The following is a 16,676-nucleotide window of genomic DNA, read 5'->3' as shown; positions in this document are numbered from 1 at the left end:
CATGGATATTAAACGCACGATCCTGATCGTCGCCCTGGCAATCGTGACCTATGTCGGTGTTCTGAAATGGAACCAGGACTACGGTCAGGCTGCTTTGCCGACTCAGAATGTTGCTGCCAACACCAATACATCCGCTATTCCTGATGCTCCGCAAGGTTCAGCGACTGCCAATGCAGACGTTCCTAGCGCTACCGGCGAAGTGGCTGCGCCTGCGGAAATGCCGGTGGCTACCAGCAAAGATCTGATCCAGGTGAAGACAGACGTCCTTAATCTGGAAATTGATCCGGTTGGCGGCGATGTGGTGCAGCTCCGCTTGCCACTTTATCCACGCCGTCAGGATCATCCTGAGATTCCTTTCCAGCTGTTCGATAACGGCGGCGAACGGATCTTTCTCGCTCAGAGCGGTCTGACTGGCGCAAACGGCCCTGATGCCCGAGCCACTGGTCGCCCGGTCTACTCGGCCACGCAAAAAAGCTACCAGTTGACTGATGGTCAGAACGACTTGGTCGTCGACCTGAAATTCAGCGACGGCGGCGTCAACTACATCAAGCGCTTTACGTTCAAACGCGGTCTGTATGACCTGACCGTTTCTTACGTGATTGACAACCAGAGCGCCCAGCCTTGGAACGGTAACCTGTTCGCACAGCTGAAACGTGATTCGAGCGCTGACCCATCCTCGACGACTGCCACTGGCACGGCCACCTATCTGGGTGCTGCGATGTGGACTCCTTCGGAACCTTACAAAAAGGTTTCCATGAAGGACATCGACAAAGGTTCGGTGAAGGACACCGTTCAGGGTGGTTGGGTTGCCTGGTTGCAGCATTACTTCGTGACCGCCTGGATTCCGAACAAAACTGATAGCAACACCGTCACCACCCGTAAGGACAGTGCCGGCAATTACATCATCGGTTTCACAGGCCCGGCATTGACAGTCGCACCTGGCGCTAAAGCCGAGACCACTACAACGCTTTACGCCGGTCCGAAGAGTCAGGCAGTCCTGAAGGAGTTGTCCCCAGGTCTGGAATTGACAGTGGATTACGGGATTCTGTGGTTCATTGCCCAGCCTATTTTCTGGCTGCTGCAACATATCCACAGCATCGTGGGTAATTGGGGCTGGTCGATCATCTTCCTGACCATGCTAATCAAGGGGCTTTTCTTCCCTCTGTCGGCGGCCAGTTACAAGTCGATGGCACGCATGCGTGCAGTTGCTCCTCGCTTGGCTGCGTTGAAAGAGCAGCATGGCGACGATCGTCAGAAGCTTTCGCAGTCGATGATGGAGCTGTACAAGAAAGAGAAGATCAACCCGTTGGGTGGATGCTTGCCGATCCTGGTGCAGATGCCGGTGTTCCTGTCGCTGTACTGGGTACTGCTTGAAAGCGTCGAAATGCGCCAGGCACCTTGGCTGCTGTGGATAACCGACCTGTCGATCAAGGACCCGTTCTTTATCCTGCCGATCATCATGGGCGCTACCATGTTTATCCAGCAGCGTTTGAACCCGACACCGCCGGATCCGATGCAGGCCAAGGTCATGAAGCTGATGCCAATCATCTTCACGTTCTTCTTCCTATGGTTCCCGGCTGGTCTGGTGCTGTACTGGGTTGTGAACAACACCTTGTCCATCACTCAGCAGTGGTACATCACTCGCAGCATCGAAGCGAAAGCCAAGAAAGCTGAAGCCTGATCTACCCTGTTAACAAGTCATTCAAAACGCCCCCTCGTGGGGCGTTTTGCTATCCGTTGGTTGCCCAGGAGTCGGCCCATGAACGTTCTTTTTGAAACCATTGCGGCCATCGCAACAGCTCCCGGACGAGGAGGCGTCGGCATCGTCCGTATTTCCGGTCCCCAGGCCAGCAAGTGTGCAGAGGCGATTCTCGGCAAACTGCCACAACCTCGGTACGCGCATTACGGCGCCTTCAAGGGAGAAAGCGGCGCAATCATCGACGAAGGCATCGGACTCTACTTTTCAGGCCCTCACTCATTCACCGGGGAAGACGTCCTCGAACTTCAAGGGCATGGCGGGCCGGTGGTTCTGGACATGTTGCTGCAACGTTGTGTGCAGTTGGGATGCCGTCTGGCACGGCCCGGGGAATTCAGTGAACGCGCATTTCTCAACGACAAGCTCGACCTCGCCCAAGCCGAGGCCATCGCTGACCTTATCGAAGCGAGTTCTGCACAGGCCGCACGCAATGCGTTGAGGTCGCTGCAGGGTGCATTTTCTCAGCGAGTACATGAGCTCACGGAGAAACTGATCAGCCTGCGTATTTATGTCGAAGCAGCGATCGATTTTCCGGAGGAAGAGATCGACTTTCTCGCGGACGGCCATGTGCTTGCCATGCTGGACGACGTTCGCAGTCAGTTATCCACAGTGCTCCACGAAGCCAACCAGGGCGCACTGCTTAGGGATGGCATGAACGTGGTTATTGCAGGCAGACCCAACGCCGGCAAATCCAGTCTGCTGAATGCACTGGCCGGCAAAGAGGCGGCAATTGTGACTGAGATTGCCGGCACAACCCGTGATGTCCTGCGCGAACATATCCACATTGATGGCATGCCTCTCCACGTCGTGGACACTGCCGGTCTGCGCGACACCGACGATCATGTGGAAAAAATAGGTGTGCAACGCGCGCTTCAGGCCATAGGTCAGGCGGACCGAATTCTGCTGGTGGTGGATGCAACAGCGCCGGAGGCGCGCGATCCTTTCGCTTTATGGCCCGAGTTCCTGGATCAAAGACCTGACCCCGCCCACGTCACCTTGATTCGTAACAAGGTGGACCTGAGTAATGAACCGGTGGAGCTGGTGACCAGCATCGATGGCCACGTGACCATCAGCCTGAGCGCCAAGTCAGGGGGTAAGGGCGTGGAGCTTCTCAGAGAGCATCTGAAGGCGTGCATGGGATATCAGCAAACAGCTGAAGGAAGCTTCAGTGCGCGACGGCGACACCTTGAAGCGCTGCACAAGGCAAGCGCTTCTCTCGAGCATGGACGCTCGCAGCTGACCCTGGCGGGCGCCGGCGAGCTGCTTGCCGAAGACCTGCGCCAAGCACAGCAGTCCCTGGGCGAAATTACGGGCGCATTCAGCTCGGACGATTTGCTGGGACGAATTTTCTCCAGCTTTTGCATCGGCAAATAACACCGCGATCCATCCCCTGGCAGGTCAATCTCTCCGGATCTGCCCCATCTCGATTCAGGTTTTCTGACTTTTGCAGACTTCCGGTCAATGCCCGGGGGCATAGATGCGCCTCGAATTTGACCGTTTAGCACCTGAATTCTCAAATAAGCCCTGTGCATAACCATGGCTAAGCTCGGTAGATAAACAGGCCCCTCACCTGAGGATAATGCCACCTGTGGACAAGTGGTCATTTCATCCACAGGCTTAGACAGGTTATCCAAGTAGCTCTTGGGCACATGGACACAGGCTTTTGATTCTCTGTACATCAGGTATTTAAAGGCTTTCCGTATTCTATCCACAGAGATGGGCCTCAGTAGAAATAAACATAAAAACAAAGATCTTATAAATTTCTTTCTTTTTAATTTCTATAACCGCCATTCATCCACAGCTGGTTAGATTTTGCGCAACGGGTTTCTTAAGGGGGGGTAAGTCCCTATACTTGCCGCCATTCCTATTCCCCCCAAACAACAGGCACGAGGTGCGTGGTGGATTTCCCTTCCCGTTTTCAAGTGATCGTCATCGGCGGCGGTCATGCCGGTACCGAGGCAGCACTGGCGTCCGCACGTATGGGGGCTACCACCCTGCTGCTTACGCATAACGTGGAAACCCTCGGCCAGATGAGTTGCAACCCGGCCATTGGTGGCATCGGTAAAAGTCATTTGGTCAAAGAGATCGATGCACTCGGCGGTGCGATGGCAACGGCCACGGACAAAAGTGGCATCCAGTTTCGCGTGCTTAACAGCCGCAAAGGCCCCGCTGTCCGGGCGACACGTGCCCAGGCGGATCGCGTGCTGTACAAGGCCGCAGTCAGAGAAATCATCGAAAACCAGCCCAACCTCTGGGTATTCCAACAGGCATGCGACGACCTGATCGTCGAGCAGGATCAGGTGCGCGGCGTCGTTACCCAGATGGGACTGCGTTTTCTCGCTGATTCCGTGGTTCTGACAACCGGGACCTTCCTGGGCGGACTTATCCACATCGGTCTGCAGAACTATTCGGGCGGTCGCGCCGGTGATCCGCCGTCGATCGCGCTTGCACGCAGGCTCCGTGAGCTTCCGTTGAGAGTGGGCCGCCTGAAAACGGGTACACCTCCGCGCATTGACGGCCGATCTGTGGATTTCTCGGTGATGACCGAACAACCGGGTGATACGCCGATCCCGGTGATGTCGTTCATGGGTTCAAAGGCTCAACACCCGAGCCAGGTCAGTTGCTGGATTACCCACACCAATGCCCAGACCCACGAAATCATCGCGGCCAATCTTGATCGTTCGCCGATGTATTCCGCTGCTGGTGAGATCGAGGGGGTAGGTCCACGCTACTGCCCATCGATTGAAGACAAGATCCATCGGTTTGCCGACAAGGAAAGCCATCAGGTGTTTATCGAGCCGGAAGGTTTGACGACCCATGAGCTTTATCCCAACGGCATATCGACCTCGCTGCCGTTCGACGTACAGCTGCAGATCGTGCGGTCCATTCGCGGAATGGAAAACGCCCACATCGTGAGGCCTGGCTATGCCATCGAGTACGACTACTTCGATCCGCGCGACCTGAAGTACAGCCTCGAAACCAAGGTTATCGGTGGGTTGTTTTTCGCAGGACAGATCAACGGCACAACCGGTTACGAAGAGGCCGGTGCCCAAGGTTTACTCGCTGGCGCCAACGCAGCGCTTCGGGCTCAAGGTAAGGACAGCTGGTGTCCGCGTCGCGATGAGGCTTACATCGGCGTGCTGGTGGATGACCTCATTACGTTGGGTACTCAGGAGCCATACCGGATGTTCACCTCGCGTGCCGAGTACCGCTTGATTTTGCGTGAAGACAACGCGGACTTGCGTTTGACCGAACAGGGTCGGGCGCTCGGGTTGGTAGACGATGCCCGCTGGGCGGCGTTCTGTGCCAAGCGTGAAGGCATCGAGCTGGAAGAACAGCGCCTGAAATCCACCTGGATTCGTCCGGGTACGGAGCAGGGCGATGCGGTCTCGGCGCACTTCGGCACCCCGTTGAACCACGAATACAATCTGCTGAATCTGCTGAGCCGTCCGGAAGTGGACTACGCCAGTCTGGTTGCTCTGACCGGCCACGGCTCGCTTGACCCACAGGTCGCCGAGCAGGTCGAAATCAAGACCAAATACGCTGGCTACATCGACCGTCAGCAGGATGAAATCGCTCGTCTGCGTGCCAGCGAAAACACACGGCTCCCTGTGGATATCGATTACACCGGAATTTCCGGTCTGTCCAAGGAAATCCAGAGCAAGCTGGGGATAACTCGTCCTGAAACCCTTGGTCAGGCCTCGCGGATTCCCGGCGTCACGCCAGCGGCGATTTCTCTGTTGATGATTCATCTGAAAAAACGCGGCGCGGGCCGTCAGTTGGAGCAAAGCGCTTGAGTTCGATGGTTACCCCGCAGCATGCAGAAGAACTGACCCTTGGCGCTCGACAGCTCGGCGTTGAGTTGAGTGAGAGCCAACACAGCCAGTTGCTGGCGTACCTGGCTTTGCTGATCAAGTGGAACAAGGCCTACAACCTGACTGCTGTTCGTGATCCGGATGAGATGGTGTCTCGCCATCTGCTGGACAGCTTGAGCGTGGTGCGTTTCATCGAGGGTGAGCGTCAGCTGGATGTCGGCAGCGGCGGCGGAATGCCTGGCATCCCATTGGCCATCCTGTTTCCGGACATGAAAGTCACGGTGCTCGACAGCAATGGCAAGAAGACCCGGTTTCTGACCCAGGTAAAACTTGAGCTTGCACTCGCCAATCTGGAAGTTATCCACAGCCGTGCCGAAGCATTCCAGCCCGCGCTGCCGTTCAACGGCATCATTTCCCGCGCCTTCAGCAGTCTGGAAGACTTTACCCAGTGGACTCGACACATGGGCGACGGCGAAACGCGCTGGTTGGCAATGAAGGGTCTGCATCCAGTGGATGAACTGGTAGCATTGCCCGCAGATTTTTATCTGGAAAGCGCGCAAGCCTTGGCCGTACCCGGTTGCCAAGGTCAACGGCATCTGCTGATACTGCGCCGCACGGCATGACAGGGAACACACGCAAGAATGGCTAAGGTATTCGCGATAGCGAACCAAAAAGGGGGTGTGGGTAAAACCACAACCTGTATCAACCTCGCGGCTTCGCTGGTGGCTACCAAGCGTCGGGTGCTGTTGATCGATCTCGATCCGCAAGGCAATGCCACCATGGGCAGTGGTGTGGATAAGCATGCGCTTGAGCACTCGGTATACGATTTGCTGATCGGCGAGTGCGACCTGAATCAGGCCATGCACTTTTCCGAACACGGCGGCTATCAGCTGCTGCCGGCAAACCGTGATCTGACGGCTGCCGAGGTGGTCCTGCTTGAAATGCAGATGAAGGAATCGCGTCTGCGAGCAGCACTGGCGCCCATCCGCGAAAATTACGATTACATCCTCATCGATTGCCCTCCATCGCTTTCGATGTTGACGCTCAACGCGCTGGTCGCGGCCGATGGCGTGATTATCCCCATGCAGTGCGAGTACTTTGCGCTCGAAGGTCTGAGTGACCTTGTGGATAACATCAAGCGCATCGGTGAATTGCTCAATCCCCAACTTAAGATCGAAGGTTTGCTGCGGACCATGTATGACCCGAGGCTTAGCCTGATCAACGATGTTTCGGCGCAGCTCAAAGAGCATTTCGGCGAGCAGCTGTACGACACCGTGATTCCGCGCAACATTCGTCTGGCCGAGGCGCCCAGCTTCGGCATGCCGGCGTTGGCGTACGACAAGACTTCTCGCGGCGCGCTGGCTTACCTGGCGCTTGCGGGCGAGATGGTTCGTCGCCAACGTCGCGGCAGTCGCACTGCGGCTCAGCCCACTTAAGGAAATTCCATGGCCGTCAAGAAACGTGGACTCGGACGTGGGCTGGACGCACTGCTGAGCAGCCCCACCGTCACCGCACTGGAAGAACAGGCGGTGAAGGCGACTGAGCGCGAGCTTCAACACATCCCACTGGACCTGATTCAGCGAGGCAAATACCAGCCGCGTCGTGATATGGATCCCCAGGCGCTGGAAGAACTGGCGAACTCGATCAAGGCGCAAGGGGTCATGCAGCCGATCGTGGTCCGCCCGATCGCCGACAACCGCTTTGAGATCATCGCGGGCGAGCGCCGCTGGCGCGCCAGCCAGCAGGCAGGGATTGAGACGATCCCTGCCATGGTGCGTGACGTGCCGGATGAAGCGGCGATCGCGATGGCACTGATTGAGAACATCCAGCGCGAAGACCTGAATCCGATCGAGGAAGCGATTGCCCTGCAGCGTCTGCAGCAGGAATTTCAGCTGACCCAGCAGCAAGTGGCCGAAGCGGTAGGCAAGTCGCGAGTCAGCGTCGCCAATTTGCTGCGACTGATCGCATTGCCGGAAGTGATCAAGACCATGCTCTCCCATGGTGATCTGGAGATGGGCCATGCCCGGGCCCTACTGGGGCTGCCTGAAGATCAGCAGGTTGAAGGGGCGCGACATGTTGTCGCACGCGGTCTGACCGTGCGCCAGACTGAAGCACTGGTTCGCCAGTGGCTGAGCGGCAAACAGGAGGCTGCCGAACCGGTGAAGGCTGATCCTGACATCACACGTCTCGAGCAGCGCCTGGCCGAGCGGCTAGGCTCCGCGGTACAAATCCGGCATGGACAGAAGGGCAAAGGTCAGTTGGTTATTCGTTATAACTCGTTGGACGAGCTACAGGGTGTGCTCGCTCACATTCGCTGAAACAAATCATGCGTAGCGCGTAGTCGGAAATCACTACCTGGCAGTTGAATAGGGGCTGAACCGCCCCTATACTCTGCGCGCATTTTGTCGGCACAATTTATGCCAAGTTATTGATTTTGGCGGCCGGCTTACGAGGAGCCCATGTGATGGAGACACGCACGCCAAACCGCTTGCCGTTCCATCGCCTGGCTGTTTTCCCGATCTTGCTGGCTCAGTTGATTGTCCTCCTGGGGGCAGCGCTGGCGCTTTGGCAGTGGCACGGCGTCGTAGCCGGGTATTCGGGACTTTGCGGTGGCCTGATAGCCTGGCTGCCGAATGTGTATTTTGCTCATAAGGCATTCCGGTACTCCGGGGCCAGGGCAGCGCAGGCCATCGTTCGGTCGTTCTACGCCGGCGAGGCAGGCAAGTTGATTTTTACGGCAGTGCTCTTTGCACTGACGTTTGCAGGAGTAAAGCCGCTGGCTCCGCTGGCGGTTTTTGGCGTTTTCATACTGACCCAACTGGTCAGTTGGTTTGCGCCCCTGCTATTGAGAACAAGACTTTCGAGACCTTAGGGCGTTTGAGGCAACCATGGCAGAGCAAACAGCTTCGGGCTATATCCAGCACCACTTGCAGAACTTGACCTTCGGTCATTTGCCAGACGGCAGTTGGGGCTTCGCGCATTCCGCAGCGGAAGCAAAAGAAATGGGCTTTTGGGCTTTCCACGTCGACACCCTCGGCTGGTCGGTCGCATTGGGTCTGATTTTCGTCCTCATCTTCCGCATGGCCGCAAAAAAGGCGACTTCCGGTCAGCCGGGCGCCCTGCAGAACTTCGTTGAAGTGCTCGTCGAGTTCGTCGACGGCAGCGTCCGGGACAGCTTCCATGGCCGTAGCGCCGTGATCGCTCCTCTGGCATTGACCATCTTCGCCTGGGTGTTCCTCATGAACGCGGTCGACTTGATTCCTGTCGACTGGATCCCGCAGCTGGCGATCATGATCACCGGTGATCACCACATTCCTTTCCGCGCCGTATCGACCACCGATCCGAACGCGACGCTGGGCATGGCACTGTCCGTATTCGCGCTGATCATTTTCTACAGCATCAAGATTAAGGGTATCGGCGGCTTCATCGGCGAATTGACCCTGCACCCGTTCGGCAGCAAGAACATTCTCGTTCAGGCGCTGTTGATTCCGGTGAACTTCCTGCTTGAATTCGTGACTCTGGTGGCCAAGCCCATCTCCCTGGCACTGCGACTGTTCGGCAACATGTATGCGGGTGAACTGGTGTTCATTCTGATCGCGGTCATGTTTGGCAGCGGCCTGCTGTGGCTCAGCGGTCTGGGCGTGGTCCTGCAATGGGCGTGGGCTGTATTCCACATCCTGATCATCACCCTGCAAGCGTTCATCTTCATGATGCTGACCATCGTCTACCTGTCGATGGCTCACGAAGATAACCATTGAGACCCGCCTGGCGAGTCTGATGATCCCCTTGCTTCGGTGAGGGGGTGCCCGCGAGGGCTTGATGTAAGAAACGATTTTGCTTTACCGCTTTAATCTAAGAAAACCTAACCAATACGACGTAAAAGTCGGGAGGAAAGATGGAAACTGTAGTTGGTCTAACTGCTATCGCTGTTGCACTGCTGATCGGCCTGGGCGCACTGGGTACTGCAATCGGTTTCGGCCTGCTGGGCGGTAAGTTCCTGGAAGGCGCTGCGCGTCAACCGGAAATGGTTCCAATGCTGCAAGTTAAAATGTTCATCGTGGCTGGTCTGCTCGACGCCGTGACCATGATCGGTGTTGGTATCGCTCTGTTCTTCACTTTTGCCAACCCCTTCGTTGGTCAACTCGCTGGCTGATCACTCGAATTTTCGAGTTGATTGGTGTGATGGACAACGAACGAGCGAGGTGTTGGCGTGAACATTAATGCAACCCTGATTGGCCAGTCCGTTGCGTTCTTCATTTTTGTGCTGTTCTGCATGAAGTTCGTGTGGCCTCCGGTCATCGCGGCTTTGCACGAACGTCAGAAGAAGATTGCGGATGGACTGGACGCTGCTACACGAGCAGCTCGCGACCTGGAGCTGGCCCAAGATAAAGTGGGTCAGCAACTGCGCGAAGCTAAGGCTCAAGCAGCTGAGATCATTGAGCAAGCCAAGAAACGCGGTACCCAGATTGTCGACGAAGCCCGTGAACAGGCTCGCGTTGAAGCTGACCGCATCAAGGCTCAGGCTCAGGCCGAGATCGAACAGGAACTGAACGGCGTCAAAGACGCGCTGCGCGCCCAATTGGGTAGCCTGGCAGTCAACGGCGCAGAGAAGATCCTGGGTGCCACAATCGATCAAAACGCGCACGCGGAGCTGGTAAACAAACTGGCTGCTGAAATTTAAGCGAGGGCGATCATGGCAGAACTGACCACGTTGGCCCGACCTTACGCTAAGGCAGCCTTCGAGCATGCACAGGCGCACCAGCAACTGGCCAATTGGTCAGCCATGCTCGGCCTGGCTGCTGCAGTGTCGCAAGACGACACAATGCAGCGCATGCTCAAGGCCCCGCGACTGACGAGCGCAGACAAGGCCGCCACTTTTATTGAAGTGTGCGGCGACAAGTTCGATGCCAAGGCACAGAATTTCATTCACGTCGTTGCTGAAAACGACCGTCTCCAGCTTCTGCCGGAGATCTCCGAACTGTTCGAGCTTTACAAGGCCGAGCAGGAAAAGTCGGTAGATGTGGATGTGACCAGTGCTTTTGCATTGAACCAAGAACAGCAAGACAAACTCGCCAAGGTTCTCAGTGCACGGCTCGGCCGGGAAGTGCGCCTGCACGCTGCGGAGGATGCCGCCCTTATAGGTGGTGTCATCATCCGCGCCGGCGACCTGGTTATCGATGGCTCAGTTCGCGGCAAACTCGCGCAACTAGCCGAAGCATTGAAATCTTGAGTTTGAAGGGGCAGCAGAGCAATGCAGCAACTCAATCCTTCCGAAATAAGTGAAATCATCAAGGGCCGCATCGAGAACCTCGATGTAGCCTCCCAAGCCCGAAACGAAGGCACAGTCGTCAGCGTGTCTGACGGTATCGTGCGGATTCACGGTCTCGCCGACGCTATGTACGGCGAAATGATCGAGTTCCCGGGCGGCGTTTACGGTATGGCACTGAACCTGGAGCAAGACTCCGTGGGTGCTGTCGTACTGGGCGCTTACACCTCTCTGGCTGAAGGCATGAGTGCCAAGTGCACCGGCCGCATCCTCGAAGTTCCGGTTGGTAAGGAACTCCTGGGTCGCGTAGTCGACGCACTGGGTAACCCTGTCGACGGCAAAGGTCCGCTGAACAACACCGAGACCGACGCGGTCGAGAAGGTTGCTCCAGGCGTGATCTGGCGTAAATCGGTAGACCAGCCTGTACAGACTGGCTACAAGGCTGTCGACGCGATGATCCCTGTCGGCCGTGGCCAGCGCGAGCTGATCATCGGTGACCGTCAGATCGGTAAAACCGCTCTGGCGATCGACGCGATCATTAACCAAAAGAACAGCGGTATTTTCTGCGTCTACGTTGCAATCGGTCAGAAGCAATCGACCATCGCCAACGTTGTTCGCAAGCTGGAAGAAAACGGCGCGCTGGCCAACACGATCATCGTGGCGGCCAGTGCTTCGGAATCCCCTGCGCTGCAATTCCTGGCTCCGTATGCCGGTTGCACTATGGGCGAATACTTCCGCGATCGCGGTGAAGACGCACTGATCGTTTATGACGATCTGTCCAAGCAGGCTGTGGCGTATCGCCAGATTTCCCTGCTGCTGCGTCGTCCACCAGGACGTGAAGCTTACCCAGGCGACGTGTTCTATCTCCACTCCCGTCTGCTGGAGCGTGCATCCCGCGTTTCGGAAGAGTACGTAGAGAAGTTCACCAATGGCGCAGTGACCGGCAAAACCGGCTCCCTGACCGCATTGCCGATCATCGAAACTCAGGCTGGCGACGTTTCCGCGTTCGTTCCGACCAACGTGATTTCCATCACTGACGGTCAGATCTTCCTGGAATCGGCCATGTTCAACTCCGGCATCCGCCCGGCAGTGAACGCCGGTGTTTCGGTATCCCGTGTAGGTGGTGCCGCTCAGACCAAGATCATCAAGAAGCTTTCCGGTGGTATCCGTACCGCTCTGGCTCAGTACCGTGAACTGGCAGCATTTGCCCAGTTCGCCTCTGACCTGGACGAAGCGACCCGTAAGCAACTTGAGCATGGTCAGCGCGTTACCGAGCTGATGAAGCAGAAGCAATATGCGCCAATGTCGATCGCTGACATGTCGCTGTCGCTGTATGCCGCTGAGCGTGGGTTCCTGACTGACGTCGAAATCGCCAAGGTTGGCAGCTTTGAACAAGCGCTGATTGCTTACTTCAACCGAGATCACGCCGATTTGATGGCAAAGATCAACGTGAAGGGTGACTTCAATGACGAAATCGATTCTGGCCTGAAAGCCGGCATCGAGAAGTTCAAGGCCACCCAAACCTGGTAAGCCGCAGCGGGAGTCGCGAGGCTCCCGCTTGCTAACCTGATAGGTGTTACATGGCAGGCGCAAAAGAGATTCGCAGCAAGATTGCGAGCATCAAAAGCACGCAAAAGATCACCAGCGCCATGGAAAAAGTGGCGGTCAGTAAAATGCGCAAGGCTCAAATGCGCATGGCTGCTAGCCGTCCTTACGCGGAGCGCATCCGCCAGGTGATTGGTCATCTCGCCAACGCTAATCCGGAATACCGTCATCCCTTCATGATCGAACGCGAAGTAAAACGCGTTGGTTATGTCGTGGTGAGCAGTGACCGCGGTCTGTGTGGTGGCTTGAATACCAACCTGTTCAAGGCTTTGGTCAAGGACATGGCGAAGAACCGTGAAAACGGCGTAGAGATCGATCTGTGCGTGGTCGGCAGCAAAGGTGCGGCGTTTTTCCGCAACTTCGGCGGTAACGTCGTCGCTGCGATCAGCCACTTGGGCGAAGAGCCGTCGATCAACGATTTGATCGGCAGCGTCAAGGTGATGCTGGATGCCTACCTGGAGGGCCGTATTGATCGCCTGTCCGTGGTGTCCAACAAGTTCATCAACACCATGACTCAGCAGCCAACGGTCGAGCAGTTGATTCCGTTGGTCGCGACCCAGGATCAAGAACTCAAGCACCACTGGGATTACCTGTACGAACCCGACGCCAAAGAGCTGCTGGACGGCTTGATGGTCCGTTACGTGGAGTCGCAGGTCTATCAGGCGGTGGTCGAGAACAACGCGGCTGAACAGGCTGCGCGGATGATCGCGATGAAGAACGCCACTGACAACGCCGGTGACCTGATCAGCGATTTGCAGCTGATCTACAACAAGGCGCGTCAGGCAGCGATCACCCAAGAGATCTCGGAAATCGTCGGCGGCGCTGCCGCGGTTTAACGGTTCAAATATTCAGAGGATCCAGCTAATGAGTAGCGGACGTATCGTTCAAATCATCGGCGCCGTGATCGACGTGGAATTCCCACGCGACAGCGTACCGAGCATCTACAACGCGCTGAAAGTACAAGGCGCGGAAACTACTCTGGAAGTTCAGCAGCAGCTGGGCGACGGCGTAGTTCGTACCATTGCGATGGGTTCCACCGAAGGCTTGAAGCGCGGTCTGGACGTAATCGACAGCGGCGCAGCCATCTCCGTACCGGTCGGTAAAGCGACACTGGGCCGGATCATGGACGTACTGGGCAACCCGATCGACGAAGCGGGCCCGATCGAAACCGAAGAGCGCTGGGGCATTCACCGTCCTGCGCCTTCGTTCGCTGATCAGGCTGGCGGCAACGACCTCCTGGAAACCGGCATCAAGGTCATCGACCTGGTTTGCCCGTTTGCCAAGGGCGGTAAAGTTGGTCTGTTCGGTGGTGCCGGTGTCGGCAAGACCGTAAACATGATGGAACTGATCCGTAACATCGCCATCGAGCACAGCGGTTATTCCGTGTTCGCCGGTGTGGGCGAGCGTACCCGTGAGGGTAACGACTTCTACCACGAGATGAAGGACTCCAACGTCCTGGACAAAGTAGCGCTGGTCTACGGTCAGATGAACGAGCCGCCGGGTAACCGTCTGCGCGTCGCCCTGACTGGCCTGACCATGGCTGAGAAGTTCCGTGACGAAGGTAACGACGTTCTGTTGTTCGTTGACAACATCTACCGTTACACACTGGCCGGTACTGAAGTATCCGCACTGCTGGGCCGTATGCCTTCCGCAGTAGGTTACCAGCCGACGCTGGCTGAAGAGATGGGCGTACTGCAAGAGCGCATCACTTCGACCAAGGAAGGCTCGATCACTTCCATTCAGGCGGTATACGTACCGGCGGATGACTTGACCGACCCATCGCCAGCCACAACGTTTGCTCACCTGGACGCCACCGTCGTTCTGTCCCGTGACATCGCTTCCCTGGGTATCTACCCAGCAGTCGATCCACTGGACTCGACTTCGCGCCAGCTGGACCCGAACGTTATTGGTCAGGACCATTACGACACCGCTCGCGGCGTTCAGTATGTTCTGCAGCGCTACAAAGAGCTGAAAGACATCATCGCGATCCTGGGTATGGACGAGCTGTCGGAAACCGACAAGCAGTTGGTATCCCGCGCTCGTAAGATTCAGCGCTTCCTGTCGCAGCCGTTCTTCGTGGCTGAAGTCTTCACCGGTGCCTCGGGTAAATACGTTTCCCTGAAAGACACCATTGCTGGCTTCAAAGGCATCCTCGCCGGTGACTACGACCATTTGCCTGAACAGGCGTTCTACATGGTCGGCGGCATCGAAGAAGCGATCGAGAAAGCCAAGAAACTGTAATCCAGGCGCCCGGCGACGGGCGCTAATCAGGTTGAGGCAGGCAAATGGCTATGACAGTCCATTGCGATATCGTCAGCGCGGAAGGAGAGATTTTCTCCGGTCTGGTCGAGATGGTGATTGCACACGGTAACCTGGGTGATATCGGTATTGCTCCAGGTCACGCACCGTTGATCACCGATCTGAAGCCAGGTCCGATCCGCCTGATCAAGCAGGGTGGCGAAGCCGAGGTGTTTTACATCTCCGGTGGTTTCCTTGAGGTTCAACCGAACATGGTCAAAGTGCTTGCCGATACCGTGCAACGCGCTGCTGATCTGGACGAAGCCTCAGCTCAGGAAGCCGTCAAGGCTGCCGAGCGTGCTCTGAATGAAAAAGGCGCAGATTTCGATTACGGATCTGCTGCTGCACGTCTGGCGGAGGCCGCAGCTCAGCTGCGCACCGTTCAGCAAATTCGCAAGAAGTTCGGCGGCTAACCCCGGCGACTCGTTGCGCGATTGAGTAAAAGGGTAGCCTCGGCTACCCTTTTTCTTTTTTCGGCTTTATCGCCTGAATCATCAGCCCGGCTAATGTGGCTGCTCGTCTGGAATCCTTTCATGTCTCTCGATATCGTCATTCTTGCTGCGGGTCAGGGCACTCGCATGCGTTCCGCTCTGCCCAAGGTGTTGCATCCTGTAGCCGGTAACTCGATGCTTGGCCATGTTATCCACAGCGCACGCCAGCTTTCTCCCGAAGGCATTCACGTCGTCATCGGCCATGGCGCAGAGCGGGTCCGAGAGCAACTGGCGGGCGATGATCTGAATTTCGTGCTTCAAGACAAACAATTGGGCACTGGCCACGCCGTCGCTCAAGCGTTGCCCGCGCTGACGGCTGAGACGGTGCTCATTCTTTATGGCGACGTCCCGCTCATACAGGTAGAGACCCTGCACCGCCTCCTTGCGCTGGTAAATGATCAGCAGTTGGGTCTGCTGACGGTCACGCTGGAAGACCCGACCGGTTATGGCCGCATCGTCCGTGACGCGCAGCATCGCGTCAGCGCTATCGTCGAGCACAAGGATGCAACCGAAGCGCAGAAGGCTATCAAGGAAGGTAATACCGGAATCCTCGCGGTACCGGGCAAGCGCCTCGCCGACTGGCTGGGTCGTCTCTCCAATAAAAACGCCCAGGGTGAGTATTACCTCACTGACGTGATTGCCATGGCTGTAAACGATGGCTTGGTGGTGGCCACCGCACAGCCCGACGATGCCATGGAAGTGCAGGGCGCCAATGACCGTAAACAACTTGCCGAACTCGAGCGTCATTACCAGCAGCGCGAAGCCCGCCGACTCATGGCATTGGGCGTGACGCTGCGCGACCCGGCGCGCTTCGACGTTCGTGGTGACGTCACTGTTGGCCGCGACGTGATGATCGACGTCAACGTCATCCTTGAAGGGCGAGTCGTCATCGAAGACGACGTCTTGATCGGGCCGAATTGCGTGATCAAGGACAGCACCTTGCGCAAGGGCGCAGTCATCAAGGCGAATAGTCACCTCGAAGGCGCAATTGTGGGCGAAGGCGCGGATGCAGGGCCTTTCGCTCGTCTGCGCCCGGGCAGTGTGCTCGACGCTCGCGCTCATGTGGGTAACTTCGTTGAACTGAAGAATGCTCATCTCGGCGAGGGCGCCAAGGCAGGCCATCTGACCTACCTGGGTGACGCGGTCATCGGCGCGCGCACCAACATTGGCGCTGGCACCATTACCTGTAACTACGATGGCGCCAACAAGCACAAGACGGTGATGGGCGAAGACGTCTTCATCGGCTCGAATAACTCGCTGGTTGCCCCTGTGCATATCGCGTCGGGCGCTAGCACTGCCGCAGGTTCTACCATCAATCAGGATGTACCGGCCGAACAGCTTGCGGTCGCCCGAGCGCGTCAACGCAACATCGAAGGCTGGACGCGGCCGGTGAAAATCAAGAAAGATTAAGTTATCCACAGTGAACATCGGCTGTTTGCAAAACA

The 16,676-nt window shown here is 56.9% G+C and carries 16 protein-coding genes; all 16 read left to right on the top strand.

What is annotated here, in order from left to right; genetic code table 11:
• The first annotated feature begins 1 nt into the window (after position 1).
• The 16 genes from yidC to glmU all read left to right on the top strand — a co-directional run bounded on the left by yidC (position 2) and on the right by glmU (position 16,641).
• Complete coding sequence (gene yidC, locus AC0Z8Z_RS16645) at positions 2 to 1,681, top strand: membrane protein insertase YidC (protein ID WP_065988047.1); 1,680 nt, start codon at positions 2 to 4, stop codon at positions 1,679 to 1,681.
• A 78-nt stretch (positions 1,682 to 1,759) separates the two neighbouring features.
• Positions 1,760 to 3,130 (top strand): tRNA uridine-5-carboxymethylaminomethyl(34) synthesis GTPase MnmE, encoded by a 1,371-nt coding sequence (gene mnmE, locus AC0Z8Z_RS16640; RefSeq protein WP_485619816.1) that lies wholly within the window; start codon positions 1,760 to 1,762, stop codon positions 3,128 to 3,130.
• Between the two features lie 524 nt (positions 3,131 to 3,654).
• On the top strand, positions 3,655 to 5,553 hold the full coding sequence (mnmG, locus tag AC0Z8Z_RS16635; protein ID WP_485619815.1) for a tRNA uridine-5-carboxymethylaminomethyl(34) synthesis enzyme MnmG: 1,899 nt from the start codon (positions 3,655 to 3,657) through the stop codon (positions 5,551 to 5,553).
• A gap of 5 nt (positions 5,554 to 5,558) precedes the next feature.
• The gene (gene rsmG / locus AC0Z8Z_RS16630; protein WP_272629931.1) at positions 5,559 to 6,194 is read left to right on the top strand and encodes a 16S rRNA (guanine(527)-N(7))-methyltransferase RsmG; all 636 of its coding nucleotides are present in this window, start codon (positions 5,559 to 5,561) and stop codon (positions 6,192 to 6,194) included.
• Positions 6,195 to 6,212: 18 nt separating this feature from the next.
• Positions 6,213 to 7,007 carry a ParA family protein gene (locus AC0Z8Z_RS16625; protein ID WP_122534259.1) on the top strand — a complete coding sequence of 265 codons (795 nt, stop codon included), beginning with the start codon at positions 6,213 to 6,215 and terminating at the stop codon, positions 7,005 to 7,007.
• Between the two features lie 9 nt (positions 7,008 to 7,016).
• On the top strand, positions 7,017 to 7,889 hold the full coding sequence (locus tag AC0Z8Z_RS16620) for a ParB/RepB/Spo0J family partition protein (protein ID WP_122534258.1): 873 nt from the start codon (positions 7,017 to 7,019) through the stop codon (positions 7,887 to 7,889).
• Between the two features lie 146 nt (positions 7,890 to 8,035).
• A complete protein-coding gene (locus AC0Z8Z_RS16615) occupies positions 8,036 to 8,443 on the top strand; it encodes a F0F1 ATP synthase subunit I (RefSeq protein WP_172610187.1) in 408 nt (135 codons plus the stop codon).
• Positions 8,444 to 8,459: 16 nt separating this feature from the next.
• A complete protein-coding gene (gene atpB / locus AC0Z8Z_RS16610) occupies positions 8,460 to 9,329 on the top strand; it encodes a F0F1 ATP synthase subunit A (RefSeq protein ID WP_485619814.1) in 870 nt (289 codons plus the stop codon).
• A 137-nt stretch (positions 9,330 to 9,466) separates the two neighbouring features.
• Positions 9,467 to 9,724, top strand: a complete 258-nt coding sequence (gene atpE, locus AC0Z8Z_RS16605) for a F0F1 ATP synthase subunit C (RefSeq protein ID WP_002555987.1) — start codon at positions 9,467 to 9,469, stop codon at positions 9,722 to 9,724.
• 57 nt (positions 9,725 to 9,781) lie between these two features.
• Positions 9,782 to 10,252 carry a F0F1 ATP synthase subunit B gene (locus AC0Z8Z_RS16600; protein WP_065988056.1) on the top strand — a complete coding sequence of 157 codons (471 nt, stop codon included), beginning with the start codon at positions 9,782 to 9,784 and terminating at the stop codon, positions 10,250 to 10,252.
• A 12-nt stretch (positions 10,253 to 10,264) separates the two neighbouring features.
• Positions 10,265 to 10,801 carry a F0F1 ATP synthase subunit delta gene (locus AC0Z8Z_RS16595; protein ID WP_037016920.1) on the top strand — a complete coding sequence of 179 codons (537 nt, stop codon included), beginning with the start codon at positions 10,265 to 10,267 and terminating at the stop codon, positions 10,799 to 10,801.
• 21 nt (positions 10,802 to 10,822) lie between these two features.
• Positions 10,823 to 12,367 (top strand): F0F1 ATP synthase subunit alpha, encoded by a 1,545-nt coding sequence (atpA, locus tag AC0Z8Z_RS16590; RefSeq protein ID WP_065988057.1) that lies wholly within the window; start codon positions 10,823 to 10,825, stop codon positions 12,365 to 12,367.
• Positions 12,368 to 12,417: 50 nt separating this feature from the next.
• Entirely contained in the window at positions 12,418 to 13,278 is an 861-nt protein-coding gene (atpG, locus tag AC0Z8Z_RS16585) for a F0F1 ATP synthase subunit gamma (protein WP_037016916.1), read from the top strand.
• Between the two features lie 28 nt (positions 13,279 to 13,306).
• Positions 13,307 to 14,683, top strand: coding sequence for a F0F1 ATP synthase subunit beta (gene atpD, locus AC0Z8Z_RS16580; RefSeq protein WP_037016914.1), 1,377 nt, complete (start codon positions 13,307 to 13,309; stop codon positions 14,681 to 14,683).
• A gap of 44 nt (positions 14,684 to 14,727) precedes the next feature.
• Positions 14,728 to 15,153, top strand: coding sequence for a F0F1 ATP synthase subunit epsilon (locus tag AC0Z8Z_RS16575; RefSeq protein WP_037016911.1), 426 nt, complete (start codon positions 14,728 to 14,730; stop codon positions 15,151 to 15,153).
• A gap of 120 nt (positions 15,154 to 15,273) precedes the next feature.
• Complete coding sequence (gene glmU / locus AC0Z8Z_RS16570; protein ID WP_485619813.1) at positions 15,274 to 16,641, top strand: bifunctional UDP-N-acetylglucosamine diphosphorylase/glucosamine-1-phosphate N-acetyltransferase GlmU; 1,368 nt, start codon at positions 15,274 to 15,276, stop codon at positions 16,639 to 16,641.
• Positions 16,642 to 16,676: the final 35 nt, after the last annotated feature.

This window comes from Pseudomonas sp. 1L-C-7-B-C1 (assembly GCF_057291635.1).
The sequence above is the reverse complement of the archived record's forward strand: the minus strand, read 5'-3'. Positions and strand labels throughout refer to the sequence as shown.

Coding starts and splice junctions, on each gene's coding strand:
- yidC (WP_065988047.1), top strand. CDS start 2: ATGGATATTAAACGCACGATCCTGATCGTCGCCCTGGCAATCGTGACC.
- mnmE (WP_485619816.1), top strand. CDS start 1,760: ATGAACGTTCTTTTTGAAACCATTGCGGCCATCGCAACAGCTCCCGGA.
- rsmG (WP_272629931.1), top strand. CDS start 5,559: ATGGTTACCCCGCAGCATGCAGAAGAACTGACCCTTGGCGCTCGACAG.
- AC0Z8Z_RS16625 (WP_122534259.1), top strand. CDS start 6,213: ATGGCTAAGGTATTCGCGATAGCGAACCAAAAAGGGGGTGTGGGTAAA.
- AC0Z8Z_RS16620 (WP_122534258.1), top strand. CDS start 7,017: ATGGCCGTCAAGAAACGTGGACTCGGACGTGGGCTGGACGCACTGCTG.
- AC0Z8Z_RS16615 (WP_172610187.1), top strand. CDS start 8,036: ATGGAGACACGCACGCCAAACCGCTTGCCGTTCCATCGCCTGGCTGTT.
- atpB (WP_485619814.1), top strand. CDS start 8,460: ATGGCAGAGCAAACAGCTTCGGGCTATATCCAGCACCACTTGCAGAAC.
- atpE (WP_002555987.1), top strand. CDS start 9,467: ATGGAAACTGTAGTTGGTCTAACTGCTATCGCTGTTGCACTGCTGATC.
- AC0Z8Z_RS16595 (WP_037016920.1), top strand. CDS start 10,265: ATGGCAGAACTGACCACGTTGGCCCGACCTTACGCTAAGGCAGCCTTC.
- atpA (WP_065988057.1), top strand. CDS start 10,823: ATGCAGCAACTCAATCCTTCCGAAATAAGTGAAATCATCAAGGGCCGC.
- atpG (WP_037016916.1), top strand. CDS start 12,418: ATGGCAGGCGCAAAAGAGATTCGCAGCAAGATTGCGAGCATCAAAAGC.
- atpD (WP_037016914.1), top strand. CDS start 13,307: ATGAGTAGCGGACGTATCGTTCAAATCATCGGCGCCGTGATCGACGTG.
- AC0Z8Z_RS16575 (WP_037016911.1), top strand. CDS start 14,728: ATGGCTATGACAGTCCATTGCGATATCGTCAGCGCGGAAGGAGAGATT.
- glmU (WP_485619813.1), top strand. CDS start 15,274: ATGTCTCTCGATATCGTCATTCTTGCTGCGGGTCAGGGCACTCGCATG.